This is a genomic window from Acetivibrio cellulolyticus CD2 (assembly GCF_000179595.2).
GTDB lineage: Bacteria > Bacillota > Clostridia > Acetivibrionales > Acetivibrionaceae > Acetivibrio > Acetivibrio cellulolyticus.
This window is the reverse complement of sequence record NZ_JH556653.1, coordinates 1,757,134-1,784,049: the sequence shown is the minus strand read 5'-3', so window position 1 is coordinate 1,784,049 and position 26,916 is coordinate 1,757,134. Positions and strand designations below refer to the sequence as shown.

Below are 26,916 nucleotides of genomic sequence, written 5' to 3'. Positions count from 1 at the left end.
TTTCTTATATGCTTTGGAAGCACCTTGGAGGGTAACGAATGGATTCTTCAAACGTAAGTCTGGCTGATTTTTTGAATATACCAAGTGTTGATATTATGGGAAGAGCTCAAAAATTTTATCAATTTGCAACAGACTTAAAAAGTGTGGGACCCAAGCAATTTAAACGGGTTGCCCTTGAGGGGTCAGGACCTGTAAGAAAGGTTGTTGACAGCTATACAGGGGAAATCAGGGAAATGATTTATCTATCATCGAATGATTATCTGAATCTTACAAGACATCCGAAAGTAGTTAAGGCAGGAATGGAAGCCCTCCAGAAGTATGGAACCGGTGCAGGGAGTGTTCCGCTTCTTGGTGGAACTTTGGATATTCATGTTGAGCTTGAAAAAAGGGTTGCGAGATTTTTACGCTGTGAGGATGCCATTATTTTCCCATCAGGGTTTGCCTCAAATGTAGGGGCGTTGATGGCTCTGATGCAAGAAGAAGATGTGGTAATAACTGATATGTTGGTTCATGCGAGTGTTATTGATGGGTGTAAAAATACAAATATAAAGTACTTCAAGCATAATGACGTAAAATACCTTGAAAATGTCTTAAAAAGAGTAAAAGGCAGATATAGGACCAAACTTATTGTAGTAGATGGAGTTTATTCAATGGATGGTGATATAGCTCCTTTGAATAAAATAATTGAAATTGCAAAGTACTATGGTGCATATGTTATGCTGGATGAGGCACATGCAACAGGTGTGATTGGAAAGAATGGCAGAGGCACACCGGAACACTTTAATATGGAAGGAAAAGTAGATATAATTTCAGGAACATTTTCAAAATCTTTAGGCGGAGAGGGCGGATTTATTGCTTCGAATAAAGAGCTAGTTGAATTATTGAATTTCTATTCGAGGACTTATATGTTTTCGGCAGCTATTACTCCACAGGCTGCTGCATCTACTATAGCAGCAATTGATGTTGTTGAAAATGAGCCTGAGCATAGGAAAAAACTCTGGGAGAATATAAGATATTTCAGAAAAGGCCTTCAAAGTCTGAAATTCTATCTTGGTCATTCAGAAGCTGCAATTTTCCCGATAATAATCGGAGATGAGCTAAGGGTGGGGGAAATGTGCAGAAAGCTTCACGAAAGGAACATTTATGTTAATCCTGTCTTGTATCCGGCGGTTCCTAAAAAACTTTCCAGGATTAGGATCAGCATGATGTCTTCTCTTTCAAAAGAACATCTCGATTGCACTTTGAATTCTTTAGAGGACGTAGGAAGAGACCTTGGAATTATAGGGCATAGGAGAAAATTTATAAAAATATCGTAATTATCGTGGTAAGTGAAAGTTAAGGAATAAAATATTAATTGCCGTTTTACACCTGGATATTTTGAACAAATAGGTTTTATGTGGAATTTATCCCTGACTTATTCAACGGTAGCCACCTATTATTAGTCAACCCATTTTACTATCCACATTTTTATCCATATTCTCTTTATAGAGGCTAAAAGCCCGAAATTCTAACAGTTCACTGCTTTTAATAATTAATTTTATTACATCAGAGAACATTCGGTAAATATCATTAGGAAATAAAAAATGATACTTTACAATGGAACTAGTTTGTCATATAATGTATATATCGAACACATGTTCGATATATCGAAGGTGCCTTTTGAATAATTAAAATAAGTAGAATGAAAATTTAACCAAGTTTACTAGTAGAATGAAAATTTAACCCAAACTTAAACCTTTATACTTTAACTCCGATCTTTAAGGGCAACTTAATAAATAATACTTATTTATATTCTTAATTTGCCGATAAGGCTTATAGAGTAATTATAAAAGTGATTAGGGTCTCTAAGTGTTAAGATCGCAGATTTTACTCGTCATGCTGCCATTATTTAGGGATGCGAATAAGAGGCAGGGGTTTAGGATTATATGATAAAGATTTAGGCACTACTTGGTTCAAAGGGGATAATGCTAAAATGAAAGATTTAGATTTAAATCCAGAAGAAGAGAACAAATTTCGGTTTCATATTTCAGATAGGAGGTTTTCTTTTATGGGTAAGCTTTTTGTAGATGTACTTATACAATTTACTACTGAAGGAGGGAAAGTACCTCTGGGTATAAGGTGGGATGATGGACGTATGTCCAGTATTGATAGAGTTATTGATGTAAGGAAAAACGATTCGTTAAAAGCAGGGAGCAAAGGTGTAAGGTATACTTGCAGGATTAAAGGTAAACAGATGTATTTATATTCGGAAGATGACAAATGGTATGTAGAAACTACTCAATAACGAAGTAAGAATAGCATAATATTATATTTGCATATCGAACATAAGATTGACTAACGTGGAATGTTTTTTGCAATTTAAAGTTCCACATTTGGCCTTCTTATGTTTTTAGTTTGCCAATTTATTTATATAGTATTACATAAAAAATAAATATCCATAGCTCCAATTGGATACAATTGTTTCAACCTAGGCTTAGTTTTATTAGCGTATGAGCATGTGCTATGATATTGTTTCTTTATTTAAAGTGATACTCGTGGTATAATAAATATATAAAGAATAATATATTATGGATATTATGCCTAATATAAGACCTGTATCTGACCTGAGCAATTGCAATAAAGTTTTAAAAGGAGATTGCAATTGATGAATCTATATTCTTGACAAAGAATGGAATATGTCGGATTAAAAACTATTTTGATTAAAATTTTAATTTTTCAAGACTCATTTCATTTGCCAATTGATAAAGTTTAACTATAAATCTTATATTACATTCCTCAAAGGGGGAAAGATTAATGTTAAAAAAATGTTTGACCAAAATGTGTTCAGCATTTCTTGTTTCAACACTTTTGGTTGTGCTAGCTTTTTTTCAAGCATCGGCTGCTAATTTAGTAACTCCAGACTTTGAAGCGAACTTTTCAAATTATGACTCTAGTTTATGGGAATCACCAAGTTGGTCAAATGGTTCTCCATTCAATTGTGTATGGAATCCAACCCAGGTAACATTCTCCAATGGCAAAGTGGTTCTTAACCTTGACAAGGACAATGGCTCTTCATATACTTACAAAAGTGGTGAATATCGTACAACCTCATTTTTCGGCTTTGGTTACTATGAAGTAAAAATGAAAGCAACAAAAAATATAGGTGTTGTCTCTTCGTTTTTTACTTATACCGGACCATCAGATGGCAATCCCTGGGATGAAATTGATATAGAATTTCTTGGAAAAGATACAACAAAGGTACAGTTCAACTGGTTTAAGAATGGTACAGGTAACAATGAGTACTTTTACGACCTTGGATTTGATGCTTCCCAAGCCTTTCATACATATGGATTTGAGTGGAGACAAACCTATATAAGCTACTATGTAGACGGTGTAAAAGTATATACAGGTACAAGAAATATACCTCAATCTGCAAGCAAAATTATGATGAATTTATGGCCGGGAATAGGAGTAGATGGATGGTTAGGAGCTTTTGATGGCAAAACACCGTTGACAGCTGAGTATGAGTATGTTAAATATTATTTTGACGGTGCTCCTTACACTACTAATCCAACCCCAACTTCCACATTTATAAATACACCTACGTCTACCCAAACGTTTCTACTTGTTGGTGACTTGAACGGAGATGGAAGTTTTAACTCAATTGACTTTGGTTACTTAAGATTGTATCTGTTGGGCTATATAAGGGAATTTCCTGTTGAAAACGGCTTAAAAGCTGCTGATTTAAATGGAGACGGAAGCGTAAATTCTATAGATTTTGGATATATGGGCAAGTATTTGCTTGGCTCTATAAACAAATTCCCCGTAGGGTAAAGATGAGTATCTTGACGAAAATAATATACACATTAACATTACATAATGCAAGTTTAGCTAACATGCTCACTTTACTATACTGTAAAGAGAGGGTGTTTTTTTATGATTTTATAAAGCTTACTTTGGATATTATTAGAACACAAATTTAATCTTCCAAAAGGAGGATAAGCAGAGAAAAAAGCGAATAAGTTATGTTGAAGAAATCGAATAGTAGTCTTATATGGGTTTAGTATGAGCATAATGACTGTTTGAAATTAATTATAATAATGGGGGAGAGAGATGAAGAGATTATTAAGTTTAAGTCTGGCAATAATTTTTGCACTAGTATTTTTAAATGTTCCTGTATTTGCAAAGGATACGCAAAAGGAAATTTGTGTCTTTATAGATGGGGTGGCTGTCGAATTTGACGTGTTACCTGTAAATCTTAACGGACGTGTTTTGATTCCCTTTCGTGCTATTGCAGAGGCCTTAAATGTAGAAGTAGGCTGGGATGGTTTAACTAAAACGGTAAAGGCTTCGGATGCCGATACATCAATAAGCCTTCAAATTGGAAACAAAACAGCTTATAAAAATAAAGAAGCAATTAGCCTTGATGTTCCACCTACGATAATAAACGGAAGGACGCTTATTCCTATAAGATTTTTTAGTGAAGCTTTTGGATGTGAAGTTCTATGGGATGCAAAAACAAGTAGTGTGCTTATAACTTCACCGAAAAAAGCTATGGAGGTCATTGGTTTTTATGCTTTAAGTAATAATTGGGCGAATCTTTTTGGAAAGTCTTATCCTCAAACAGGTATTGGAAATACGGACCTTGTAAGTGAACTGGCTGTTGGCTGGTATGGAATGGACGAGAAAGGAAATCTTATTCAAGACAATAAAATGGGATGGAAGAAGCCGGATGGATGGGAAAAGGCGCTGGAGGCTGCAAAAGCATATAATCTTAAGACAGAAATGTGTATTTATATGGGGGATGGTGATAATTCCCTTACAAAGTTGATAGAGAATACCGAATCGGTTTCAAATGCTGTGTATAATATTGCTGCTGAGGCATCCAGTTATAACGGAGTAAACCTTGATTTCGAAGGCCTGGGGCTAAGCCAGACGGGGCAGGATCTGGAAAGGGTAAAGAGTAATTTCAATTACCTTGTAAAGCTCCTATCGGAGAGGCTTAAAAAAGAAGGTTTGAGTCTTACCCTGACATTGCATGCGCCAAACAGTTCTTATAAGGGTTATGACTATAAAACATTGGGTCAGCTGGCTGACAAGATAATAATTATGGCACATGATTACGGTGTGAAGCCGGAGCCTATAAATCTTGTAATAGAAGCGGTAGAGGAAGCTAAAAAAGAAGTCCCCGCAGAAAAGCTCTATCTTGCCATTTCAGCTGCAAGCGAAAATGAAGAGAGCATAAAATCCAAGGTGGGAATAGCAAAAAGATACGGACTAAAAGGAATATCCCTGTGGACAATAGGGCTGGCATCCGATGAAATGTGGAATTCCTTAAAGCAGGTTATTGAGTTAAGACAGGTTAAGTAAGGTTAATAATATCGTTTTTGATCTGATTTAGTTTTTTTAAACACTCCAGCTGTTCACTGTAGGGTATGGTGTTTAACCCGCTGGGATTTGAACATACGAAATCTATAATTCCATCGATAAGACTTTTTTCTTGAATTCCTGATTGCACTTTGAGCGTGCTTTCAGGAATTTTCATAATATATGAGGCAAAAGCCTTGTAAACGCCTATTCCAACAAAACATACTATTTTAGGTTTTATTCGATATATTAATTCTTTTAAAATTATGGAGCCTTCTTTGAATTCAGTAGTTGTAATGTCTTTTGCAGATTTAGTGGTTCTAGATACAATATTGGTAGAACCGTAGCCAAATTCTAAAAGCCTGCTATCCTCATCCGGGTCAAGTTTATATGGAGTCAACCCGGATTCATAGAGGAGTTTCCAGAAACGGTTGCTCTTATTTGCATAGTGATGTCCTGTTGCTGCTGACAGTGTACCAGGATTGTAGCCTACAAAAAGTATACTTAGATTGTCTGAAATTATGTCCGGTAGAAAGCCTTCATTATTCTGATTAATCATTTTATCACCTCTAAATTAAAAATAATTTCCTTTTTCAAAATGTTATTGCAGAATTTCGGAAAATGTTTGATAATACTTATTATGTACATACAATACTTGGAATACAAGAGGTGAGAATAATTAGCGTAAATGGAAATCTTGATTCTCTAAAAAAGTCTGTAATTGAAGAATTGGAAGCAGTTTGCCAAATGCAGATAGACAAAAATGATTTTGTTCCCCCGGAATTGACAGATGCCATCTCCGACATTAGCGGCAGAATTAACCGTGAAATTTCTGTATTTATTGACAGGAAGGGCAATATAGTAGATTTAAGCGTTGGGGATAGTAGTACTGTAGCACTTCCTGAAGTAGAAGGCAGAAGGGATAAATCAAGGCTTTCGGGCGTCAGATGCATCCATACTCATCCAAACGGTGCCGGAATGGTTTCACTTGTTGATATAAATTCCATGCTCAAATTGAGGCTTGATGCTATGGTAGCAGTTGGGGTTATGGATGGAAAGATTACAGAGATTTTTGTCGCTATACCCCAAAAATCTGATGGAGGCGAATTTAACAAATCACAGGTCTATGGTCCTTTTAAAGCGCATGATAATCGTTTTGTAGAGCTTTGGAATCTTATAGAAGAGCTTGACAGAACGGCTGGTGATACATTATACGCTAATAAGGCAGATGCTGAAAGAGCTATTCTTGTTGCTTTGGAGACTTCAACCGGTAATATTGTAAATGGCAAAAGTATTGGCGAAAGATCCTTGGATGAACTGGAAGAGCTTGTTTGGACAGCTGGTGCAAAGGTAGTAAAGAAAATACTTCAAAGAAGGCAGGGAATAGATTCTGCTTATTATATAGGCAGGGGTAAATTGGAAGAGCTGTGTCTTATCAGGCAGGCTTTAGATATTGATCTGATTGTTTTTGATGATGAGCTTTCAGGAGCTCAATTGAGGAATATTGAAGAGCTCGTAGGAATAAAAGTTATTGATAGAACAACGCTGATTTTAGATATTTTTGCCCAGCGGGCGAGGTCAAAAGAGGGAAAGCTCCAGGTAGAGCTTGCGCAGTTAAAGTACAGGGTATCGAGGCTTATAGGTCTTGGAAATCAACTATCGAGATTGGGTGGAGGTATTGGGACAAGGGGACCGGGAGAGAAGAAGCTGGAGGTTGACAGGCGGCACATAAGGAGAAGGATAAGCTATCTTGAATCAGAACTCTCTGAAGTTGAAAAGCGTAGAGGGTTTATGCGTAAAAGCAGAGATAGGGATTCTTTGCCGGTTGTGGCTTTAGTTGGCTATACAAATGCGGGCAAGTCAACTCTAATGAATACTCTCTGCAAATCGGATGTGCTTGCAGAGGACAAGCTTTTTGCAACTTTGGACCCTACAGCTAGAAACCTTAAACTTCCAAACGGAAGAGAAGCCCTTCTTATTGATACCGTTGGATTTATAAGAAAACTGCCGCATGAACTGATAGAGTCCTTTAAATCCACATTGGAAGAGGCAGTATACGCAGACGTATTGATTCATGTTGTTGATGTTACGAGTTATGAGGCTCAGGAGCAGATTGAGGTGGTAGACAATATTTTGAACGCTTTGGGCGCTTCAAGCAAACCTATTGTAATGGCTCTAAACAAAGTCGACATGCTTGAGGAGAGAAAAAGAGCTCCGATACTTAATCCTATGGGTAAGGTTATAGAAATTTCGGCAGTTACAAAAGAAGGCTTTGAGGACTTGCTAAAGGCTATTACCGACGTACTTGGGCAGGATGAAGAGGAACTTGAATTGTTAATACCGTATCATGAAGGTTGGGCAATATCTTATATTTATAAAAATGGAAAAATAATCAGTCAGAGTCATGAGGAATCAGGCACCTTTTTAAAGGTTTCAATGTTGAAATCAAAGGTGGATTCTTTAAAGAAATTCAAGGTTTGAAAAATAATTTTTTAATATATTTCCAATACAATTGAATAAAATTTACCAGTATAGTATTATAATATTATATAGGGAATATGAACTAATGTATTCCTTATCATTTCTCCTAATGAAGGTAAATTTAATATGAAAGGGGTTTTTGCTATGTTGGTAAAGAGCTTTACAGGTGGCGTTGTGTTCTCTGGAGATAAGGTTCTCCTTCTCAAAAACGGGGATGACTGGGTGCTTCCACGAGAAGTATTGCATAATGGAGAATTGCCAAATGAAGTTGCCCTTGAAAAGATAACCCGAGAGTCCGGAGTCCAAGCTGAAATAGTTTCAACAGTAGGTCAAACAAGTTATGAATGCTTTTCTACTTCACGTCAAACACCATTCCTAAATAAAATTACCTGGTATATTATGAAATCCCAAAATGATAAAGTTATTGAAGAAAAGGGCAATCAAGATAGTGTATTTGTTAATATCGATGAAGCAATGAACATGATGAAGTACAGTCAGGATAAGTCATTGGTGAATTTGTCATTTACAAAGTTTAGAGAAGGAACAATATAGTTATAAAAATAAAAGGACCATGAGTCCAGTAGTCTGGCGCTTATGGTCCTTTATTTATGAATAATAACAATAAAATAATTTAGAATTTAAAAGCATACTTTCCTATAATGTGATCAAGAGGAACACAGCCTATAATTCTGCTATCGCAGCTGGAATTTCTGTTGTCCCCCATAACAAATACATTTCCTTCAGGAACGACAACCTTTTTGTCACCGAAATAGTTCATTGGCTCTTTTATATATGGTTCTTCAATGACTTTTCCATTTCTATATAATTTGCCATCAATATATTCCAATGTGTCACCAGCTTTGCCGATAACTCTTTTAATCCACAAAATATCTTGTTTTTCTTTTGTAATCATACTTGTAATTGCATTGTATTTAAGACTGTCTGTTAAGTCATCTGTAAGTGTTCTTGATCTATTAACACGGCTGTCAATAATGACAACATCCCCATATTCCGGAACAGAACCAAAAGTGTGTATAAGTTTGTTCACCATAATTTTATCATTCTCATAAAATGTAGACTCCATAGAACATCCGATGATTTGAGTGGGCTGAAAAACAAATGTATTTATAGCTAAACCGATTAAGACGGCTGAAACAATATACGCTGCCCAACTTGCAAGTTCTTTGACAACACGCTGCATAAATAATCCCTCCTGAAATAAAATCTCTACTAATATTATACACCATTATGCACTAAATTCTATGAACTTTTTGTTAATTATAAGTTTTTATATTTTATTGGTAGTGATCAGCTTTATGGGTTATAATTATAGAATACAAATATTAACGAATGAAACAGAACTTACAAATTTTTGCGTGGCTTTTTGAAATCAAATAAGTAGGGGCAAAAATTGTAGCTTAAGTTATTTTCTTCATTACTAAAGGTGGTTAATTTGGATAAGGAATACAAAACAGTTTTTAATTCTGCAGTTTGTGAAATAGAAGAAAAGAAGTCCAGGTTTATAGCTTCTGTAAAGCCTGTATCAAATGAGGAAGAGGCGTTGTCGTTTATAAACGGTTTAAAGTCTAAATACTGGGATGCTACGCACAATGTTTACGCCTATTCAATTGGTGGTAACAATATTATACAGAGGTTTAGCGATGCTGGAGAACCTTCGGGTACAGCAGGTCTTCCAATGCTTGAAGTAATAAAGCGGATGGAGGTCCAGAACCTTGCAGTTGTAGTTACCAGATATTTTGGAGGGACTTTGCTCGGTGCTGCAGGACTTATTCGTGCATATGGAAAAAGTGCTGCTTTAGGTGTAGAAGCTGCAGGAGTTGTTGTTAAAAAACTTTGCAGGGAAATGAGCGTTATTGTTGAATATACTTTATTCGGAAAGATACAAAGTTTACTTATCTCTGAAGGCTATACAATAAAAGATATTGTATATGAACAGGATGTAGAATTAATCGTTTTTGTATTTGTGGATGAAGTCGACAAATTTATTAATATTATGATTGAAGCGACAAATGCCAGAGCAATTATTGAACCAGGCGACGATACATACATAACTTTGGATTTGCAAGGAAAGCTAATTCTATAGGAATGATGAAATATCGAAATTAATACTTCTGTCCTGCAGGAAGGAGAGCGGATAAAATGATGGAAGAGGAAATGCTTGAAAAGAAAGTATGGGCTGTAATAGGAGTTAATGACAATCCGGAAAAGTATGGGAATATGATTTATAAAAAGCTTAAATCTCATGGATATACGGTGTATCCTGTTAATCCGAATTATGAGGAGATTGAAGGAGATAAGTGCTATAAGGATTTATCTTCATTACCGGAGGTTCCTGAAGTAATTGACATGGTTGTATCACCAAAAAGGGGAATTGAAGTAATTGAAGAAGCAGCAAAAGTTGGAGTAAGTAATATATGGTTTCAACCGGGAACTTATAATAATAGCATAATGGATTTAATTGATGAAAAGGGGCTAAACGCCGTACAGGCATGTGTACTTGTAGCCCTAAGGTAAGGAATAGCTTAATTAAGAGGCTATATGATAGATTTCCGAAAACTCAATATTTATAGCCTCTATTATCCTCATCTGATTATCATGCCCAGTAGTTGAATGGTTGCTGTCAGATGATTCAATATGTTTTATCGGTAGATCAATGTGGAATTCACTGCCAACGTTCGGCTCGCTCTTTACTTTTATATTTCCATCATGAAGCTCAACAAAAGACTTTACTATAGAAAGCCCCAAACCACTTCCTTCAATTCCTTTTGTCAAAGAGCTGTCAACCTGCTGGTAACGCTCAAATACATTATGGAGCATATCTTTTGGTATTCCGATACCTGTATCCTTTACGCTAATATGCACTTTATCATTTTTGGCTGATACAGTTATTGAAATTTTGCCTCCTGGATTTGTAAACTTAATAGCATTTGATAAGAGGTTTAGTATAATCCTTTCAATTTTATCAATGTCGACTGCAGAAATTATTTCCTCTGACGTAGTATCAAATTCAATAGTCAGTGATTTTTGTTCAGCATACGGTATAACTGACAGTGAGATTTCTTCAACAAGGTAAACAATATTGCAGTTAATCATATTGGATTTTATGTAACCGGATTCAATGCGGCTTAAATCCAGCATATTGTTAATTAATCGCAGGAGCCTATAACAGTTTTGTTTTATAGTTGTTATGTGTTTACTGGATTTTCTTCTGTCAACTTCTATAACGGAGTTTTTTTGCTCGATAAGCTGAATTGCACCTAATATAACAGTTAAAGGAGTTTTCAATTCGTGGGACATATTGTAAAAGAACTCAGATTTTTCATTGGTGCATTTAACGGTAGTATCGTAAAGTGAAGCAATTTTTTCTAATACTTTATATTGAACATCAATTTCCTTCTGGTATTTGTTTAATTCTTCACCTTCTTGCTTTTCATCTTTTTTGGTGTTTGAAGACTGATTTTTTAGCATTATTATATTTGTTAAGAAAAGTACACCAAGCAGAACCCCTTCTAAAACTACATTATACTTAAACTGTATGAGGAAAATACTTGGGGAAAGACCTATGCCAACTTCTTTATATGCAATAAAGGAGCTCAAATTTAAAATTAAGAGCAATGCAATTATCAAAATATTAATAATTCTTATGATTACATTTGAAGCTTGTTTTATGGCCAATTAACATCAATCCTTATAGTGTTATTATTTTACAAAACGATTAATGTACATAAAGAATAGCATAATAATGGTACAAATACATAAAATACCATACATATTTTATATAAAAATTCCATATCTGTAAATACATTTTTTAAAAAAGTAATTGAAATTGCAATATATATTTTAAAAAAACTTTATAAATTGCGTTTTTAATATTATAATTTTATAGGGATATGTTTTAAAGATAACCAAAAGTAACATTAGATAAATTTTGGGGGTGCGTATCTGGCATCATATAACCAAAGTGAGGTATAATTTATCTTAAAAGTTGTTATCCAATTATAAGTTTTTATGGAGGTGTTTTATGTCAGGGCATTCAAAGTGGGCCAATATAAAACGTAAAAAGGAAAAGACCGATTCTCAGAAAGGTAAAATATTTACCAAGCTTGGCAGGGAAATTACCATTGTTGTGAGACAGGGAGGACCTGAGCCTGAGTCTAATTCAAAGCTGAAGGATGTTATTGCGAAAGCAAAGGCTGCAAATATGCCTAATGATAATATTATCAGATGTATAAAAAAAGCTGCCGGTGACGTAGATAGCGCGAGTTATGAGGAAATAGTATATGAAGGTTATGGACCTGGAGGTGTGGCAGTTATAGTTGAAGCGATGACCGATAACAGAAACAGGACGGCTGGGGATGTAAGGCATTTCTTTGACAAATTTGGCGGCAATTTGGGGACAACCGGTTGCGTGTCGTTTATGTTCGACAAAAAAGGAGTAATCCTTATTGAGAAAGACGGCAAAATTAAAGAGGACGACCTTATGATGGAAGCTCTCGAGGTTGGTGCAGAAGATTTTACTGCAGACGAGGATGTTTATGAGATTACTACTTCTCCGGATGAATTCTCAGCTGTTAGAGAAGCCCTAGAAAAGAAGGGCTACGATTTTGTTGAAGCTGATGTAGAAATGGTACCTCAGACAATGACCAAGCTTACAGACCCAAAACAAATTGAGTTTATGGACAGGCTTATTGAGCATCTGGAAGACTTGGATGACGTGCAGAACGTTTACCACAATTGGGATGAAGAGTAAGTTGTAAAAGGAAGCTAAAGAACTTTAGGAATGCTGAAAATATAATTTCAGCTATTCCTTAGTGAAAGTTCTTTAGCTCATCCTCTGTTATGACGTCTACGAAAAGTTTTGGAAGTTCATTTTCATTTGAACACCCTTGAGCATAGTACCAGTCGAATACTTTTTTCTCTATTTCTTCTTGACTTCCTTCAATGCTGTGTGGAAATACTGCAACCAATTTGTTTGTAACTTTATCTTTTAATCCTACATTTACAGGTTGTTTATTACTCATATCTCAATCTACCTTTCAAAAGTTTTTTGTAAGTACATATGCTATTAGATTTTCTTGATATTGATAGATTTATTCATGCTAACCCCATTTAATGGCTGCTAATAATTTCCCACATCTATTAACAATTTCAAAAAAGTTTGGTATAGTAAATTTACTGCAACAAAAAGGAGTGGTTTGATGGATAATACGGTTTATGATATTCTTGAAACTAGAATTAGGAGTGAGATAAACAAGAATATAGAGAAGCTGGGAGTTAGAACTCAAAGTATATCTATTGATGCAGACGAAGATTTAAATATCAAAATCGTCCTTGTATCTGATGATCAGGAGATCGAAGGATTAGCAAGTACTTTTTAAAAATGTTTTTGCAAGAGTTTTAACTTATATTATTTTTGCGTATTACATATTGCGCGCACATAGGAAAAAGGGTTGTTCAAAAATCAAACAACCCTTTTTTCTTTATTTGCAATTACTTGTTAGTATAGTTGTTTCCTGTATAAGCCTCGAAAACCTTTTTAACGATGTTTCCGCCGATCTTACCTGCATCTCTTGCTGCAAGGTCACCATTGTATCCCTGTTTTAAGTTAACGCCAACTTCAGAAGCTACTTCATATTTCATTTTATCAAATTTGGTTTTGCTGTTATTGTTAGCCATATTTATAGCCTCCTTAAATTTTTTTAATCACTATCAATTTGATAGTGTACTAATATAATGTGCATTAATCATTAATTTATAAGGTGAAAATGATGTCAAATGAAGTCTGCTTTTCCATGCTGAAAGCTTTTTTAAAAGGATTTTGCCCTTATTACTATTGCAGTAACTCTATTATCGAAAAGTATATTTGAAATAACAAGAAGGGAGTTATCGCACAAGCAGTTGAGCAATTAGTGCGACACTCCCTTCTACCTTACCTTAACTAACTTATACCTTGTCTCTTACAGTAGGTGCTTCTCTAAAGAGTAAGCTTATACTATACAAACCTGCAAGACCTACTATTGAATAAATCGTTCTTGATAAAAATGTTCCTGTTCCACCAAATAAACCTGCTACAAGGTCGTATTGAAAAAGTCCAACCAGCAACCAGTTTAATGCTCCGATAACTACTAGTACCAGAGCAAGTCTATCCAAAGGCGTTCTACTCATAATTCAACTTCCTTTCTTTTTTTTATATGTGTAGTATTTCACAGAATTCTTTAATAATGTATAGAAAAATATGTGCTATTTACTATTGAGAACAATTTTGGTAAGATTATTCCGAGTCTAAAATTCAAAAATAATTGGAGGGATTGTTATGGCTGGCTTTTGGGACAATGAAGAATTAGTTGGAAAAATTGAAAAGAATAATCGTGAGGAAATACAAATTAAAAAAGTTGAAAAAAAGGGTAAGAAATATATAGATATAAGGGTTTTTTGGTCCGATGGCGAAAGTGATGAGTTTAAACCAAGCCAAAAGGGAGTAACTGTGCCTTATGATAGCTTGGATCAATTAAAGGAATTAATAAGCAGTATTGAGTAAAAAGTACAGACTGCGTATTGAACTTTACTTTCCTAGATAATCTATAACGGTTTGCGAGAATATTTCCATACCTGTTGCAATGCAGCTTTCATCAACATTAAATTTGCAGCTGTGAAGGTTTTCAAAGTGGTCGGAGGATGGGCTTGTACTGCCTAAATTGAACAAGGCACCAGGTGTGCTATTTAAGTAGTATGAAAAATCTTCAGCTAGCATGGAAGCTTGCTCGTTTAATATGATATTTTCGCTATTTATAACTTTTGAGGAAGCATCAACAACCATATCCACCACTTTTTTGCTGTTTATAACAGGAGGGTAACCCAGTTTATAGTCAAAAGAATACTCTGCTCCAACTCCGCCTGTCACCGAGGAAACGATTGCAAGCATTCTTCTGGAAATCTCCTTATCTAATAAAGGGTCGAATGTTCTGACAGTACCTTTGATAATTGCTCTTGATGGAATAATGTTAAAAGCTTTGCCCGCCTGAAAGCTTGTTACAGATAATACGGTACTTTTTAGGGGATTTATATTTCTTGACACAATAGTTTGAAAAAGGTTTATTATATTTGTACCTAAAACAATCGGATCAATGGTTTTTTGTGGCTCGGCTGCATGACCGCCCTTGCCGATTATTTCGATTTCAAATTCACTAGGTGATGCCATTACTGGGCCTGGGCTTATGGAGATTTGTCCGGATTTTATGCCGGGTGATACGTGCAGTGCAATTATGGCATCTACTTTTGGATTTGTAAGAACGCCTTCGTCTATCATCACTTTAGCTCCGCCAAGACCCTCTTCCGCAGGCTGAAATATGAATTTTACATTGCCTTTTATATGATCCCTGAATTTACTAAGGATATGTGCGGTGCCAAGCGCAATAGCAGTATGTACATCATGACCGCAAGCATGCATAATTCCTTGGTTGGAGGAGGCATATTGAATATCGTTTTCTTCCAGAATTGGCAATGCATCCATGTCGGCCCTTATTGCAATAGTCATTCCGGGGGATCTTCCCTCTAAAAGCCCTGTGACTCCAGTGCCAGCAAAACCTTTCGATACCTTTAAGCCAAGGCCTTCCAAGTACGCGGATATAAGCGATGAGGTTTTGAATTCTTCAAAACCTAATTCCGGATATTGATGAATTGTTCTCCTAATTAATACTATTTCATTTAATATATCTGATGAAATCTTTTTTATTTCTTTGGTAAGCATGATTATCACCTTAATCTTTTAATAGAAAATCGCTTAAGGCCATTATAGCATTTCAATTATAATTTAGAAAGGAGCAATTCCTATTCCTGGTTCTTTTTTTTAGTTTTTTCTTCATAAAATACACAGTCGGTAGTAATTAGTGCAGAATTCATTGTGACATTATCCAGAGAACACTTACCATCCTTTTGGTGTATGCAATTGGATGAGCAGTTGATAGTTGTCATAATATCACTCCTAATAGAAAGTTTCAATAATATCGATAACGTTCCATATTATATTGTACCCGTAATTGATTTAAATATTTATGTAGCAAATTTTTTTTAATATAGAAAGATTGGGCAGTTTTCAAAATGATGCCATACATGCAAAAGCCGCACCTTTAGAAAAGGTGCGGTTTTATTTGAATAACTGCCGGTTACCCGGGTAACCTACAGCTAGTAGCTGACTAAATAGCACATTATTAGGTTGATATGCATATTCTAAATGGATGAAAAACTTGTAAAACCCTGTTTTTTTTAATAAGCTTTTATAAACACAAACTGTCCATACTATATTTATGTAACTGCATAAATAATAATTAATGATTTTTAGTAAAATTTACTGTATAAGTTCACTAAAAATGTCGTTTATCTAATGTATAATATGAATTCATAATAGAAAATGTGATAATATTTATCTTATGTACAATCAGAATAATTTATTATTACAATATAAATATATTTTTGGAATGAAAAGTAAAGTAAATATGTAAAAATAACTTGTTACTGGAGCAGATAATGAACTATATAAGTATTCCTAATATACCTGAAAATAAAGTTACACTGGCTATTGTTGATGGCAGAATAAGCACCAGTCTTGAAAAGGGACTTGCAGATAATGAAATTCAAATAATTAAAACTAAAGCGCATGCATCTTTGTATGCGTCCGTAGCATATCATCCGGATATGTTTTTCCATCATTTGGGTGGGAGAGCCATAATTTATGCACCCGGCACTTGTGAAGATACAATTAGAGAGCTTGAAGGGCACGGTTTTGATATGATAAAGGGGGAGACAGAATTGGTATCTAAGTACCCCGGCAATATTTCTTACAATGTGGCAAGAATTGGGGGACATGCATTTCATAATACAAGATATACCGATAAGGTTTTAAGGGATTGGCTGTTTAAAATGGATATTGAGTTGATACATGTAAACCAGGGATACGCAAAGTGTGCAATTTCTGTTGTAGATTCAAATTCTCTTATAACTATGGACAGAGGGATTGCAAAGATCGCTGAGAGAAAAGGTTTTGATGTTCTGGTTATTGAAGAGAAAAATATTTTGCTTCCGGGGCTTGATAATGGTTTCATCGGTGGTAGTTCAGGTTTGATAGACAGGAGTAAGTGGGCTGTAACGGGTAATTTTGAGGAACTGACATCTTTCGGTGAAATAAACAGTTTCTTAAGCAGCAAGGGAATTGAAATCATTTCTTTATCAAATCAGCAGGTTACTGATATCGGATCTCTGATTCCTATTCAGGTTCATCAAATTTAAAATCCAGGCGGCCAAAGAATAATAAAATTATTTGTAAAATTTGGGGTTGAGTAGCTTATACGGAGGTGGAAATTAATTATTTATAGCTGTTGAAGATGATATGCACTTGTAACTTACTATATTTATTTGCATATAATGTACTAAGAAAATTTAAAAATATAGAACATAAGGTTTATATGTTTAGAATTTTTGAAAACAACTTGCAAATGGTAATAATTGCATATATAGCTTACTGCATACAACAAATTACTAAGACATATACTACGTTTGAAGGGATGTGAAGTTGATGCAGTGTCTTTGTATTGGGGTTAATAACTGTGCAGAAAGTGTAAAAGGCTATATAACAAATGAATTGGAAAAGCTGAATAAATTGAACATAAATTATTCTGTAAATGATAATGTTGATTTAGATGGCTCGACTTCTGTAATATGCACACTTAACCAGGAAGAAAAGGCCACACCCGAATATGGCGAATTGATATTTGGTATATCAAATGGTCTGGCAGACTATATAATTGAAGAATATGAAGAAAAACTTATTCTCAGAATAATCAATAGCAATTACTGCTATTTTAATTCCATAGAAAAGAAAGAAATATTGAGATTAGCTCTTATGATTATTAAAAATGATGATAAAAACTTTTTAAACAGTTTATATCAGATCAGAAGAAGAAATATAATCATTAGAAAGCTGGTCGATTATTTTGAGAGTTCAGATAAAGTAATACTGGACGGTTTTGTGAACTTTAGGTTGAAAGATTACATGAAAGACCTGGAAGAGATTGTTGACAAAGCTGTAGATGACTTCCTTACAGAGAGGGAGTACAAGGAATTTATACATCTCTTAAGGTACTTTGTTGATATACAGGAGCCTAAATTCAATGTAATCCATGTTTTAATAGGCTACGATAGCAAATATATCCTTCTTGACGAAAACAAGAGGGAAATAACAAATGAATGCGTTCAGGAATTTATGAATGATATACCTGAAGGTGAAATCAATTATGATGATCTGCTGGTTAGCTCCCTTATAACCATGGCACCAAAGAAAGTAGTCATCCATAGTGCTAAGAACTTTAGAAACAAGGAGCTACTAGAGACAATAAAGAATGTCTTTTGGGGTAAGGCTATAATATGCCCTGAATGCGAACTTTGCCTGGTAAGAGTAGCTAGAAGTGAGAATAAAAATTAAGGAATTGCTGAAGTTATATTTTCAACATTTCTAAAGCTTAACATAGGTTTAAACCTTTTAAAAGTAGGATTACTGCTATTTGAAAAGCGGTAATCCTACTTTTATTGACGACCTTCTAGAGATATATGTCATGAAGTGTGTGAGGACTCTCATTATCTTTCAAAATATTACTTTTTGAAACAAATAGTACTAATTTCCTACATGATTTTTCTTAATATATATTGACAATATAATATCAAATGATAAAATATATCGTGTAATACAATATGATGTATAATATTAAATCAAATGACACATAATATAGCTAGAGAAATTAAATATTGCTCAATCCTTCAGAATTTATATATTTTTTGTTGTTATTTTTTATTCTTCTACGGAAGATAAAAAGTGAAAAAGCTAATGAAGACCATAAAAAAAACTAAAGATGAATATCCAGGGAAATATAAAAGAGAGTTTAACTCTCTTTTTCCCTTTTTAAGGAACTCTAGCTTATTCTAGCTTGATAATAGAAAGGTTTACGGTGTAAATATATATTTGATGAATTCTTTGTTTTTATGTTAGAATTCAGTTTAAGCATTGTTAGGTCAAGGCACCGTAGTACAATTATTTGTTAATGTTATATGAGGTTTGCAAATATATATAATATATAGAAATATATTTGGAATTACTGGAGGTATATCCTTGAGAGTTGTAGGTTTTATTGGACCAAGTGGTACGGGTAAAAGCCATAGATCTGTGTGGGTTGCACGCGAAAGAGATATAGAGTGCATAATAGATGATGGTATTTTGATAAGGGGTGCACAGATAATTGCAGGGACTTCGGCCAAAAAAGAGAAAACGAAGATTGCCTCAATAAAGAGGGCTTTGTTTACAGATGACATGCATGCTAATGAGATGATTCGCGCTTTTAAAACCTATAATCCAGCATCGGTGCTTATTCTTGGGACGTCAGACGGCATGGTTGAAGCGATTGCAAAACGTTTGGAATTGCCTGAGATTACTGAAAGGATATATATACAGGATGTAGCGACTGAGTTTGAAATAAAACAAGCGCTTTCAACAAGAAGAGAACAGGGCAAACATGTTATACCTGTTCCAACCTTCGAGATAAAAAAAGACTTCTCAGGGTATTTTCTAGATCCTTTGCAGGTTTTCAGAAGAAAAGGAAAGGGAAGTTTCCAACTCATAGGAGAGAAATCAGTTGTAAGGCCTACTTTCAGTTATATGGGGAACTACACTATTTCTGACTATACTATATATCAGATTGTAGAGCATGTTACATCCAATATCGAGGGTGTAAACAAAATTTCACGTTTCAGAGCAGAAAATCATACAGATGGCATATATATTGAGATGGATCTGGTTTTAGTCTACGGATGTTTGATAAGGCCGTTACTTAAAGAAGTACAGTCTAAAGTGGCTGAGGAAGTTGAAAGGCTAACGGCTCTGAACATACAGAGGTTGGATATTACAGCAAAGAGTCTTGTAGTGGATTATAAGAAGATAGCAAATGCGTTATAGCTATAAGCTGTATTATTAAAAGTAACAATAGAAAGAAAATTTATATTCCCCCCTCGATTGAGGGGGGTTTTTAGTATTTTACTGCAACTTGGCATTTTATAAAACACTGGTCGGCTGCAATTATTTCAGGCTGCAGTATCCGACAAACTTTTGAATGCTTCTTATAAGTGCATCCTTTGAATTTCCCCAGGGCTCATCATTGTAACGGTAATCAAATTTCTTTGTAAACCAGTTAACTTCCTGTTGTATCCTTTCCATATTCTGAATTTGCATGGACAAAAGGCTGTTCACAAAAATAGCAGTGTCTTTTGGACTAAGATACTTTTTGGTACTTACGAGTAACTGCTTCAGATGTTTCAAACAAAAACCCTTCTGATTGTTGAACATGGATTTGAATTCTTCTTCCTTAAAGAACAGGTAGAATATTACATCTATATACCTGTCCATTGTCTGCTCCAATCTGCTGCATATGGTACAAGAGCTTTCAAGCTCAGAAAGCTTGTTTATCAGATCATCTACAAGCTTTTCCGTTTCTGTCTGTTTGGAAGACACCTTATTGGAAAGATTTTTTATCATTGATACTTCAGAATCTTTTTTTAACTGATCAGCTTTATCGGTGTACATTTTTTTTAGTTTGGAATTTTGTTCACACATATGAGTATCCACAATGAGACCCAAACCCAGACGGTTTGCCTGTGTATTGTAAAGCAATTCAAAGTGGTTTTTGCAGAAGCCTTTTTCGTTGGTTATCATTCTTCCATCCGGTTCCATAAGGAAGGGGCCCAATACATATTCAATATTTTCATCTTCAAGCTTCTTTTCCAGTACACATATGGGACATTCGCATTCTGTTTTGAAAGCATCGGTGACCGGTATTGTATAAATCTTTTCCTTCATAAGATATATCCTTTCAAATTTTTTAAAAAAAATTGCCTGTTATTAAAAACTTATTTAAATTATAGCAGAAAAATAGGGTATTATATATAACGAATACAATAGAAAAAATAAAGATTGGTGGTCATATGGATTACAGGGGATATAAAATAAGTCAGGAAGGCAATAGAATAATTGTTCGGAATATTAAGGATTTTGATCCGGTTCATACATTTGAATGCGGCCAGTGCTTCAGGTGGATCAGGCAGGATGATGGAAGCTATACGGGAGTTGCAAGAGGCAAAGTCCTGAATGTGAGTGTCGATGACGGTGTACTTATACTTAAGAATACTGATCTGGATGATTTTAAGAATATTTGGTTTGATTACTTTGATCTGGGACGGGATTATGGAAAAATAAAGGAAGCAATAATGAAGGATAATACAATGAAGGAAGCTGCAGCTTTTGGTTGGGGAATAAGGCTTTTAAAACAGGATATCTGGGAAGCTTTGATATCATTCATTATTTCAGCAAATAACAGAATTCCAAGGATAATGAAGACAGTTGGGGCGATATCAAAGGTGTATGGAGTGGAGTTGGAAATGGACGGGAAAAGTTATTATTCTTTCCCGGAAGTAGATAAGCTTACACAATCCTCCATTGAAGATCTTGAGGTATGCAAGGGCGGATTTAGATGTAAATATATTCTGAATTCTTCCCTTATGATTAGCGAAGGAGATATCAGTTTGGGCAATATATCTCAAATGGATACAGACATGGCAAGAGAAGAATTAATGAGGTTTCCGGGTGTAGGACCTAAAGTTGCTGATTGTGTTTTGCTCTATAGCGGCACAAAGTTTGATGTATTCCCAACTGATGTGTGGGTTAAAAGAGTAATGGAGGAACTGTATTTTAAAAGAGATGCAGGGTTTAAGGAAATACAGAAGTTTGCCGGCAGTTACTTTGGAGACTTAGCAGGTTTTGCACAACAGTATCTTTTCTATTTTGCGAGAGAAAATAAGATAGGAACTTAAGTAGATTGGTATAGGTGGCATTTGGGCAATATTGCCATGGGTATATCAGGCAAAAAGCCTGGAAAGCTTTAATTTAAAGCACTTAAAATTATAAGATAGAAAGAATTTTAGATTTTTTGAGAATAACAAAGGTTAATAAAAATATCCTATGTTTAACGACTATAAATGTATATTGCTTTGTTTGTTTTAATAGCTTGGGTGATGATATAATAAGTTTGTAAGTTAGCTCGAGTTAAGATTAGCCTAGAATGTTCGAAATAGCCTATAATTTTGAACCTACATTAGACGTAAGGGAGTTCGGAGTTTGAAATCAAGATGTCAGGCCCCAACCTAATTCCGACATATACCTAAAGGTATTTGCAACGGCAGGGGAAGGCAGAGGTTATCAGCAGAACACCCACCTAGCATGGGCTAGGTGTCGAAATATAGGGGAAACGGCATTTTGGGTATTAAATATATAAATTTTAAGGCTTCGGATTATCCGGAGCCTTAAAATTTATGTGTAAATTACATTGCTCTTCCAGGTATTATTGCGTCAATTATTCCATAGATCAATGCTCCGATTACTGCACCCATTATAGTAACACTATATCCAGCGATGAAAAACTTGGTTGCATATATTATTACTGCTGCGAGAATAAAACCGGAAATTCCTCTGCCAAATGGCGTTGCATTTACACCAAGTAATTTTAATGCCAAATAATCGAGAGCAGCAAGAACTACTGAAGCAAACAGGAGTGACCATATTCCTGAGATTGTAAAGCCAGGGGTCAGTGCAGCTGTGATTCCAAGTACAATTGTACCTACCACAAGTCTTATTATAAAGTGTGTTATATTAAATCCTTCAGCCCTTGCATTATAATGATTAGCCATTATATCACATCCTTTCGTTAACGTTTACATCGTAAAAAAATCCTAATCATTAATATTATTTATAATTATTAGTTTTTTATTCAATCATTATCAGCTCATTATGTCAATTTGGCAAAAAGAAGATGTTTTTTTATCGGATGCATCTACCGCAGGCGGCACAGTTGCCTGAGCAGCCTCCAAAATTGTTATTATTGTTATCGTTAGTTCTGGTAATTGCTGGCCTGTCCCCAGCGTTTACTTTAGATTTGTCATCATCTGTAAAATTAGCCAGAACAAACTGAGCTGCAGATATTGCCAATAAAGTACCGAATAAAATGGCAAATACAATTTTCTTTGCATGCTTACTCATAATATCTATCCTTTCTTAACCCATTATTTGTTTATTTAAGAGAACCACGTTTACACTTGCTTCTGCATTCACCGCAATTAATACATTCACTTTGTCTAATAACTCCATTTTCAATAGCATCTACAGGACAACTCTTTTGGCATAACCCGCAATTGGTACAAAGTTTTTTGTCAATATGTGCAGTGGCACTTCTTAGTTTTAAACGGCTGCTCAATGCTGATACAATTCCCAAAAGTGCACCATAAGGGCAAATTACACGGCACCATGCTCTGGATATAAACAGTGAAGTAAATAAAACACATACTAGAATTCCTATGGACACAGACGAACCAGATAAGGCAAATAGTGTAGCAAATGGGTCTAGCCAGCAAAATAATGCCATTCCGGTCATTGCAGTTAAAACTATAAGGAAAGCCATAAACCCATATTTAAAATATCTGGAGTATTTAAGTTTTACAAGCCCGGATCCGCCTTTATTGAGCTTTAATTTTGTTCCTATCTTAAACATGACTTCCGATACTGCTCCTATCGGGCATACATTACCACAGAATATCCTGCCTGCTAAGATTGCAAGGGAAACAGGTAGCAGAGTAAATACCAAATAATATATAAATTCGCTGTTGTCAATATTTGTAAATATCAGAGGCAAATTTTGAAATGCTCCAATAGGACAAATACAACCGGATGTATAAAAGCCAAGCAAAGCAATACTTATTCCTAATAAGGCATATCGTGCAAATTTTCTTTTGGAAGTTCTCTGAAGCAATAACGCTGCTATTAGCAGTATTAGCATACCAAGGAAATTTATACTTAAAAATTTGCTTATTATATTTACATCTCCTTCTATTGCAAAAGCGTATCTAAGGGGAACTGCTATGGAAAAAACTATTAATAGAAATATAATCACTTTTTTATAATCTGACATTTATTCACCTCTTCCAATCTTTGCTTATAATTATAAAATATTACTTATTACTATGTCCACAATTTCAACTTAAGCACTGAATATATTTTTATTATAATTTACTTCGATTTTTAAATATCCGCGAAATTAAGGCAAAAGTTCGGCAATTCCTCGTTGGTTCCAAACTATGAAAGCAGTAGATTGTTTAAGAGGTTGGAAAGTCTAAAAAATAACTGCTTATTGTATTTACTTTGATATCTGCATTTGGTAAAATGATATAAATATCTTAAAAGATGATGATTGAGTAGAGTAATTTGGCTACCCCATAAAGAGAGGAGATGTCAGCGGCTGAAAGCAGCTCCTGGGCAATGGACTGATGAAGTGCACTCATGAATTGGAAGGTTGAAAGCGTGTGTAAATGCGAAGGTAGACCTTCACGGAGACGCTCCGTTATGCAGCATAAGATGGTTTTTCCAATTAGAGTGGAACCGCGTTTAACCTCGCCTCTATATATTTTTATAGGCGGGGTTTTTTAGTTGAGTAATTTGCAGGTTTATTGTCTTAAAATAGAATAGCCTAAACCTTACTGAGACTTTACTTAGTGAAACATGCATATACTTTAATGTAGACTTTTAAAATATGACTTTGGGGGGAAATATAATCATAATCTTATCTAATTAGGGGGGGTTGAACATGTTTAAGCAAATGTTGGAAGATGCAAGATCAATAGCTCAAAGAGATCCGGCAGCAAAAAACTCATTCGAAGTAATTTTGCTGTATCCTGGGTTTCACGCAATTTGTTTCCACCGTTTGTCACATTGGTTCTATAAAAACGAAATGTTTTTTATTGCCCGTATGATTTCTCAGTTTGCAAGGTTTCTCACAGGAGTTGAAATTCACCCCGGTGCAGTAATTGGTAATGGCCTTTTTATAGACCACGGTATGGGGGTTGTCATAGGAGAGACTGCTGAAATAGGTGATAACTGTACTATATATCACAATGTTACACTTGGCGGTACAGGCAAGGATACCGGCAAAAGGCATCCTACAGTGGGGAATAATGTTTTGATAAGTACGGGTGCAAAGATACTTGGCCCATTCAAGGTTGGAGATAATTCAAGAATAGGTGCAAATGCAGTAGTGCTCAACGAAGTAGAACCTAACACTACAGTAGTTGGAGTTCCAGGAAGAGCGGTGAAAAGAGGAGATAAAAAAGTCAGCGCTTCTTTTGAACTCGATCAGGTACATATTCCGGACCCGGTTGCACAGGAGTTGTGCAAGATACTTTATAGGATTGAAAACCTGGAAAACCTTGTTACAAAAGAACATGGCATAGAGCTTGATGATGCAATAAAGCAAATGCCTAGAGATATATTCGAGAGAGAATGCCAAAAAAAAGTTAAGGAAGGCGATAGAGATGAAAATTTATAACACTTTGACAAGAAAGAAAGAAGAATTTGTACCCATTAATGAAAAAGAAGTCAGGATGTATTCCTGCGGACCTACTGTATACAACTACTTCCATATTGGAAATGCAAGGCCGTTTATTATATTTGATACAGTGAGAAGATATCTGGAGTATAGAGGATATGACGTGAAATTTGTACAGAACTTCACTGACATTGACGACAAGATGATAAAAAGGGCTAATGAGGAAGGAATTACTGTCAAGGATCTTGCAGACAGGTTTATAAAGGAATACTTTATTGATGCCAAAGGTCTCGGAATTGATGAGGCTACAGTTCATCCAAAGGCAACTGAGAATATTGATGCTATTATTGATCTGATAAAGAAGCTTGAGGAAAATGGGTTTGCATATAATGTAAATGGTGATGTATACTTCAGTATTGGAAAGTTTAAAGAGTACGGCAAGCTTTCTCATCACTCCTTAGAAGATTTGGCAATTGGCTCAAGCGTAAATGTGGATGAAAGAAAGCAGAATCCCATGGATTTTGCAGTATGGAAGGCACAAAAACCGGGTGAACCTGCATGGGATAGCCCATGGGGCAAAGGAAGGCCAGGTTGGCATATAGAGTGCTCAGCAATGGCTAATAAATACCTTGGAGAGACAATAGACATTCATAGCGGCGGACAGGATCTTATATTCCCTCACCACGAGAATGAGATTGCACAGAGTGAGGCTGCCAGCGGCAAACCTTTTGCAAAGTATTGGATGCACAATGGATTTATAAATGTAAATAATGAAAAGATGTCAAAATCCGCCGGAAACTTCTTTACCGTAAGGGATATTGTTGAGAAGTTTGATTATGAAGTAATCAGGTTTTTTATGCTGTCTGCACACTACAGAAGTCCGATAAACTTCAGTGCGGATCTTCTGGAACAAGCTCAAAACGGCCTTGAGAGGATATACAACTGCCTTGATAATTTGGTATACCTTGGCGAACATGCCCAGGCAAAAGAAATGTCAGATGAAGAGAAGTCGCTTCAAAGCAGACTTTTGGAGATAAAGGGCAAGTTTATTGAAGGTATGGATGATGACCTGAACACTGCAGATGCCATTGCAGCAATATTTGATATAGTAAAAGAGGTAAACTCCAATATCACTGCAAGCTCAAACTCTTCCAAGGAAATAATTGATTTTTCCCATTCATTGATAAGAGAACTGGGAGGAGTTTTGGGTATAGGCCAAAAGCAGAAGGAGAACAATCTTGACAGCGAGGTTGAAGCTCTTATCAGCCAGAGACAACAGGCCAGAAAGGAAAAGAACTGGAAGCTTTCCGATGAAATAAGGGATAAGTTAAAAGATATGGGAATAGTACTTGAAGACACTCCGCAGGGAGTTAAGTGGAAAAGAGTTTAATGATTTTTATCCTTATGCCCCTCGTGCTTTATTTAAAGACGGGGGGCATAAATTTTCCGGCAGGATCTATTCTGTATTCATTTTGTTATTAAATATTGGTTTATGAGTACAATAATATTTACTTGTTAAAATGTGTAGTATATAATACAAATTATTGTATGCAAATTATGCCTAACCTATTGGCGTATCATAATTTGCGATATATGGAAATCTTTGATC

29 protein-coding genes, 1 other RNA gene and 1 other annotated feature are annotated in these 26,916 nt (G+C 35.2%); of the genes, 18 read left to right on the top strand and 12 right to left on the bottom strand.

The features are described 5' to 3' along the window. The first annotated feature begins 38 nt into the window (after window positions 1-38). The 4 genes from ACECE_RS0209915 (at window position 39) to ACECE_RS0209900 (ending at window position 5,349) form a co-directional block, all read left to right on the top strand. Complete coding sequence (locus ACECE_RS0209915; RefSeq protein WP_010681053.1) at window positions 39-1,316, top strand: aminotransferase class I/II-fold pyridoxal phosphate-dependent enzyme; 1,278 nt, start codon at window positions 39-41, stop codon at window positions 1,314-1,316. A gap of 731 nt (window positions 1,317-2,047) precedes the next feature. Then, window positions 2,048-2,284 (top strand): hypothetical protein, encoded by a 237-nt coding sequence (locus ACECE_RS0209910; RefSeq protein ID WP_026073779.1) that lies wholly within the window; start codon window positions 2,048-2,050, stop codon window positions 2,282-2,284. 509 nt (window positions 2,285-2,793) lie between these two features. Next, window positions 2,794-3,813 (top strand): beta-glucanase, encoded by a 1,020-nt coding sequence (gene bglS / locus ACECE_RS0209905; protein ID WP_010681051.1) that lies wholly within the window; start codon window positions 2,794-2,796, stop codon window positions 3,811-3,813. 279 nt (window positions 3,814-4,092) lie between these two features. Beyond that, window positions 4,093-5,349 (top strand): stalk domain-containing protein, encoded by a 1,257-nt coding sequence (locus tag ACECE_RS0209900; RefSeq protein WP_010681050.1) that lies wholly within the window; start codon window positions 4,093-4,095, stop codon window positions 5,347-5,349. On the opposite strand, the gene ACECE_RS0209895 is transcribed toward ACECE_RS0209900, so the two are convergent. Continuing rightward, complete coding sequence (locus ACECE_RS0209895) at window positions 5,342-5,905, bottom strand: mismatch-specific DNA-glycosylase (protein ID WP_010681049.1); 564 nt, start codon at window positions 5,903-5,905, stop codon at window positions 5,342-5,344. The two genes, ACECE_RS0209900 and ACECE_RS0209895, sit on opposite strands and share 8 nt — an antisense overlap. A 62-nt stretch (window positions 5,906-5,967) precedes the next feature. Here ACECE_RS0209895 and hflX point away from each other — a divergent pair, with 62 nt between their 5' ends. Both hflX and ACECE_RS0209885 read left to right on the top strand, forming a co-directional pair. Further along, window positions 5,968-7,827 (top strand): GTPase HflX, encoded by a 1,860-nt coding sequence (gene hflX, locus ACECE_RS0209890; RefSeq protein WP_010681048.1) that lies wholly within the window; start codon window positions 5,968-5,970, stop codon window positions 7,825-7,827. 126 nt (window positions 7,828-7,953) lie between these two features. Further along, window positions 7,954-8,379 carry an NUDIX domain-containing protein gene (locus ACECE_RS0209885; RefSeq protein ID WP_010681047.1) on the top strand — a complete coding sequence of 142 codons (426 nt, stop codon included), beginning with the start codon at window positions 7,954-7,956 and terminating at the stop codon, window positions 8,377-8,379. A 79-nt stretch (window positions 8,380-8,458) separates the two neighbouring features. On the opposite strand, the gene lepB is transcribed toward ACECE_RS0209885, so the two are convergent. Continuing rightward, window positions 8,459-9,028 (bottom strand): signal peptidase I, encoded by a 570-nt coding sequence (lepB, locus tag ACECE_RS0209880; protein WP_010681046.1) that lies wholly within the window; start codon window positions 9,026-9,028, stop codon window positions 8,459-8,461. Between the two features lie 252 nt (window positions 9,029-9,280). Here lepB and ACECE_RS0209875 point away from each other — a divergent pair, with 252 nt between their 5' ends. Together ACECE_RS0209875 and ACECE_RS0209870 are read left to right on the top strand one after the other, a co-directional pair. Continuing rightward, window positions 9,281-9,931 (top strand): YigZ family protein, encoded by a 651-nt coding sequence (locus tag ACECE_RS0209875; protein ID WP_010681045.1) that lies wholly within the window; start codon window positions 9,281-9,283, stop codon window positions 9,929-9,931. 56 nt (window positions 9,932-9,987) lie between these two features. Beyond that, window positions 9,988-10,362: a CoA-binding protein gene (locus ACECE_RS0209870; protein ID WP_010681044.1), complete on the top strand. Its 375-nt coding sequence runs from the start codon at window positions 9,988-9,990 to the stop codon at window positions 10,360-10,362. Window positions 10,363-10,374: 12 nt separating this feature from the next. On the opposite strand, the gene ACECE_RS0209865 is transcribed toward ACECE_RS0209870, so the two are convergent. Beyond that, window positions 10,375-11,463 carry a sensor histidine kinase gene (locus ACECE_RS0209865; protein ID WP_456049007.1) on the bottom strand — a complete coding sequence of 363 codons (1,089 nt, stop codon included), beginning with the start codon at window positions 11,461-11,463 and terminating at the stop codon, window positions 10,375-10,377. A gap of 406 nt (window positions 11,464-11,869) precedes the next feature. Between ACECE_RS0209865 and ACECE_RS0209860 the strand changes: the two genes are divergently transcribed. Then, the gene (locus tag ACECE_RS0209860; RefSeq protein ID WP_010681042.1) at window positions 11,870-12,598 is read left to right on the top strand and encodes a YebC/PmpR family DNA-binding transcriptional regulator; all 729 of its coding nucleotides are present in this window, start codon (window positions 11,870-11,872) and stop codon (window positions 12,596-12,598) included. Window positions 12,599-12,656: 58 nt separating this feature from the next. Here ACECE_RS0209860 and ACECE_RS0209855 read toward each other — a convergent pair whose 3' ends face one another. Beyond that, window positions 12,657-12,869, bottom strand: coding sequence for a hypothetical protein (locus ACECE_RS0209855; RefSeq protein ID WP_010681041.1), 213 nt, complete (start codon window positions 12,867-12,869; stop codon window positions 12,657-12,659). Window positions 12,870-13,046: 177 nt separating this feature from the next. Between ACECE_RS0209855 and ACECE_RS0209850 the strand changes: the two genes are divergently transcribed. Next, window positions 13,047-13,226, top strand: coding sequence for a hypothetical protein (locus tag ACECE_RS0209850; RefSeq protein ID WP_010681040.1), 180 nt, complete (start codon window positions 13,047-13,049; stop codon window positions 13,224-13,226). 112 nt (window positions 13,227-13,338) lie between these two features. Here ACECE_RS0209850 and ACECE_RS0209845 read toward each other — a convergent pair whose 3' ends face one another. Further along, entirely contained in the window at window positions 13,339-13,524 is a 186-nt protein-coding gene (locus ACECE_RS0209845; protein ID WP_010681039.1) for an alpha/beta-type small acid-soluble spore protein, read from the bottom strand. Window positions 13,525-13,791: 267 nt separating this feature from the next. Beyond that, window positions 13,792-14,013, bottom strand: coding sequence for a DUF378 domain-containing protein (locus ACECE_RS0209840; RefSeq protein ID WP_010681038.1), 222 nt, complete (start codon window positions 14,011-14,013; stop codon window positions 13,792-13,794). 148 nt (window positions 14,014-14,161) lie between these two features. On the opposite strand from ACECE_RS0209840, the gene ACECE_RS0209835 reads away from it, so the two are divergent. After that, on the top strand, window positions 14,162-14,386 hold the full coding sequence (locus ACECE_RS0209835; RefSeq protein WP_010681037.1) for a PC4/YdbC family ssDNA-binding protein: 225 nt from the start codon (window positions 14,162-14,164) through the stop codon (window positions 14,384-14,386). 24 nt (window positions 14,387-14,410) lie between these two features. On the opposite strand, the gene ACECE_RS0209830 is transcribed toward ACECE_RS0209835, so the two are convergent. Then, window positions 14,411-15,595 carry a M20 metallopeptidase family protein gene (locus tag ACECE_RS0209830; RefSeq protein ID WP_010681036.1) on the bottom strand — a complete coding sequence of 395 codons (1,185 nt, stop codon included), beginning with the start codon at window positions 15,593-15,595 and terminating at the stop codon, window positions 14,411-14,413. Between the two features lie 80 nt (window positions 15,596-15,675). Further along, window positions 15,676-15,819 carry a hydroxymyristoyl-ACP dehydratase gene (locus ACECE_RS30470; RefSeq protein ID WP_085946249.1) on the bottom strand — a complete coding sequence of 48 codons (144 nt, stop codon included), beginning with the start codon at window positions 15,817-15,819 and terminating at the stop codon, window positions 15,676-15,678. 552 nt (window positions 15,820-16,371) lie between these two features. On the opposite strand from ACECE_RS30470, the gene ACECE_RS0209820 reads away from it, so the two are divergent. The 3 genes from ACECE_RS0209820 (at window position 16,372) to ACECE_RS0209805 (ending at window position 19,843) form a co-directional block, all read left to right on the top strand. Then, the gene (locus ACECE_RS0209820) at window positions 16,372-17,130 is read left to right on the top strand and encodes a DUF6873 family GME fold protein (protein WP_010681035.1); all 759 of its coding nucleotides are present in this window, start codon (window positions 16,372-16,374) and stop codon (window positions 17,128-17,130) included. Between the two features lie 286 nt (window positions 17,131-17,416). Next, complete coding sequence (ytxC, locus tag ACECE_RS0209810) at window positions 17,417-18,322, top strand: putative sporulation protein YtxC (protein ID WP_010681034.1); 906 nt, start codon at window positions 17,417-17,419, stop codon at window positions 18,320-18,322. A 681-nt stretch (window positions 18,323-19,003) separates the two neighbouring features. Next, entirely contained in the window at window positions 19,004-19,843 is an 840-nt protein-coding gene (locus ACECE_RS0209805) for an Asp23/Gls24 family envelope stress response protein (protein WP_010681033.1), read from the top strand. A gap of 120 nt (window positions 19,844-19,963) precedes the next feature. Here the strand turns inward: ACECE_RS0209805 and ACECE_RS0209800 are convergent, their stop codons facing one another. Beyond that, window positions 19,964-20,740, bottom strand: a complete 777-nt coding sequence (locus ACECE_RS0209800) for a DUF6062 family protein (protein WP_010681032.1) — start codon at window positions 20,738-20,740, stop codon at window positions 19,964-19,966. Between the two features lie 125 nt (window positions 20,741-20,865). Between ACECE_RS0209800 and ACECE_RS0209795 the strand changes: the two genes are divergently transcribed. Together ACECE_RS0209795 and ssrS are read left to right on the top strand one after the other, a co-directional pair. Then, window positions 20,866-21,750: a DNA-3-methyladenine glycosylase family protein gene (locus ACECE_RS0209795; protein ID WP_010681031.1), complete on the top strand. Its 885-nt coding sequence runs from the start codon at window positions 20,866-20,868 to the stop codon at window positions 21,748-21,750. 237 nt (window positions 21,751-21,987) lie between these two features. Further along, a non-coding RNA gene (ssrS, locus tag ACECE_RS30080) (6S RNA) lies at window positions 21,988-22,203 on the top strand. A 54-nt stretch (window positions 22,204-22,257) separates the two neighbouring features. Here ssrS and ACECE_RS0209790 read toward each other — a convergent pair. From ACECE_RS0209790 to ACECE_RS0209780, 3 genes are all read right to left on the bottom strand, one after another. Beyond that, on the bottom strand, window positions 22,258-22,623 hold the full coding sequence (locus ACECE_RS0209790) for a phage holin family protein (protein WP_010681030.1): 366 nt from the start codon (window positions 22,621-22,623) through the stop codon (window positions 22,258-22,260). Between the two features lie 130 nt (window positions 22,624-22,753). Beyond that, a complete protein-coding gene (locus tag ACECE_RS0209785) occupies window positions 22,754-22,972 on the bottom strand; it encodes a hypothetical protein (protein WP_010681029.1) in 219 nt (72 codons plus the stop codon). Between the two features lie 31 nt (window positions 22,973-23,003). After that, window positions 23,004-23,897 carry a 4Fe-4S binding protein gene (locus ACECE_RS0209780; protein ID WP_010681028.1) on the bottom strand — a complete coding sequence of 298 codons (894 nt, stop codon included), beginning with the start codon at window positions 23,895-23,897 and terminating at the stop codon, window positions 23,004-23,006. Between the two features lie 266 nt (window positions 23,898-24,163). Continuing rightward, window positions 24,164-24,387, top strand: a binding site (T-box leader). A 182-nt stretch (window positions 24,388-24,569) separates the two neighbouring features. Here ACECE_RS0209780 and epsC point away from each other — a divergent pair. Further along, window positions 24,570-25,307 carry a serine O-acetyltransferase EpsC gene (gene epsC, locus ACECE_RS0209775; RefSeq protein ID WP_010681027.1) on the top strand — a complete coding sequence of 246 codons (738 nt, stop codon included), beginning with the start codon at window positions 24,570-24,572 and terminating at the stop codon, window positions 25,305-25,307. Next, on the top strand, window positions 25,294-26,697 hold the full coding sequence (gene cysS, locus ACECE_RS0209770) for a cysteine--tRNA ligase (RefSeq protein ID WP_010681026.1): 1,404 nt from the start codon (window positions 25,294-25,296) through the stop codon (window positions 26,695-26,697). Before epsC ends, cysS begins: the two co-directional genes overlap by 14 nt. Window positions 26,698-26,916: the final 219 nt, after the last annotated feature.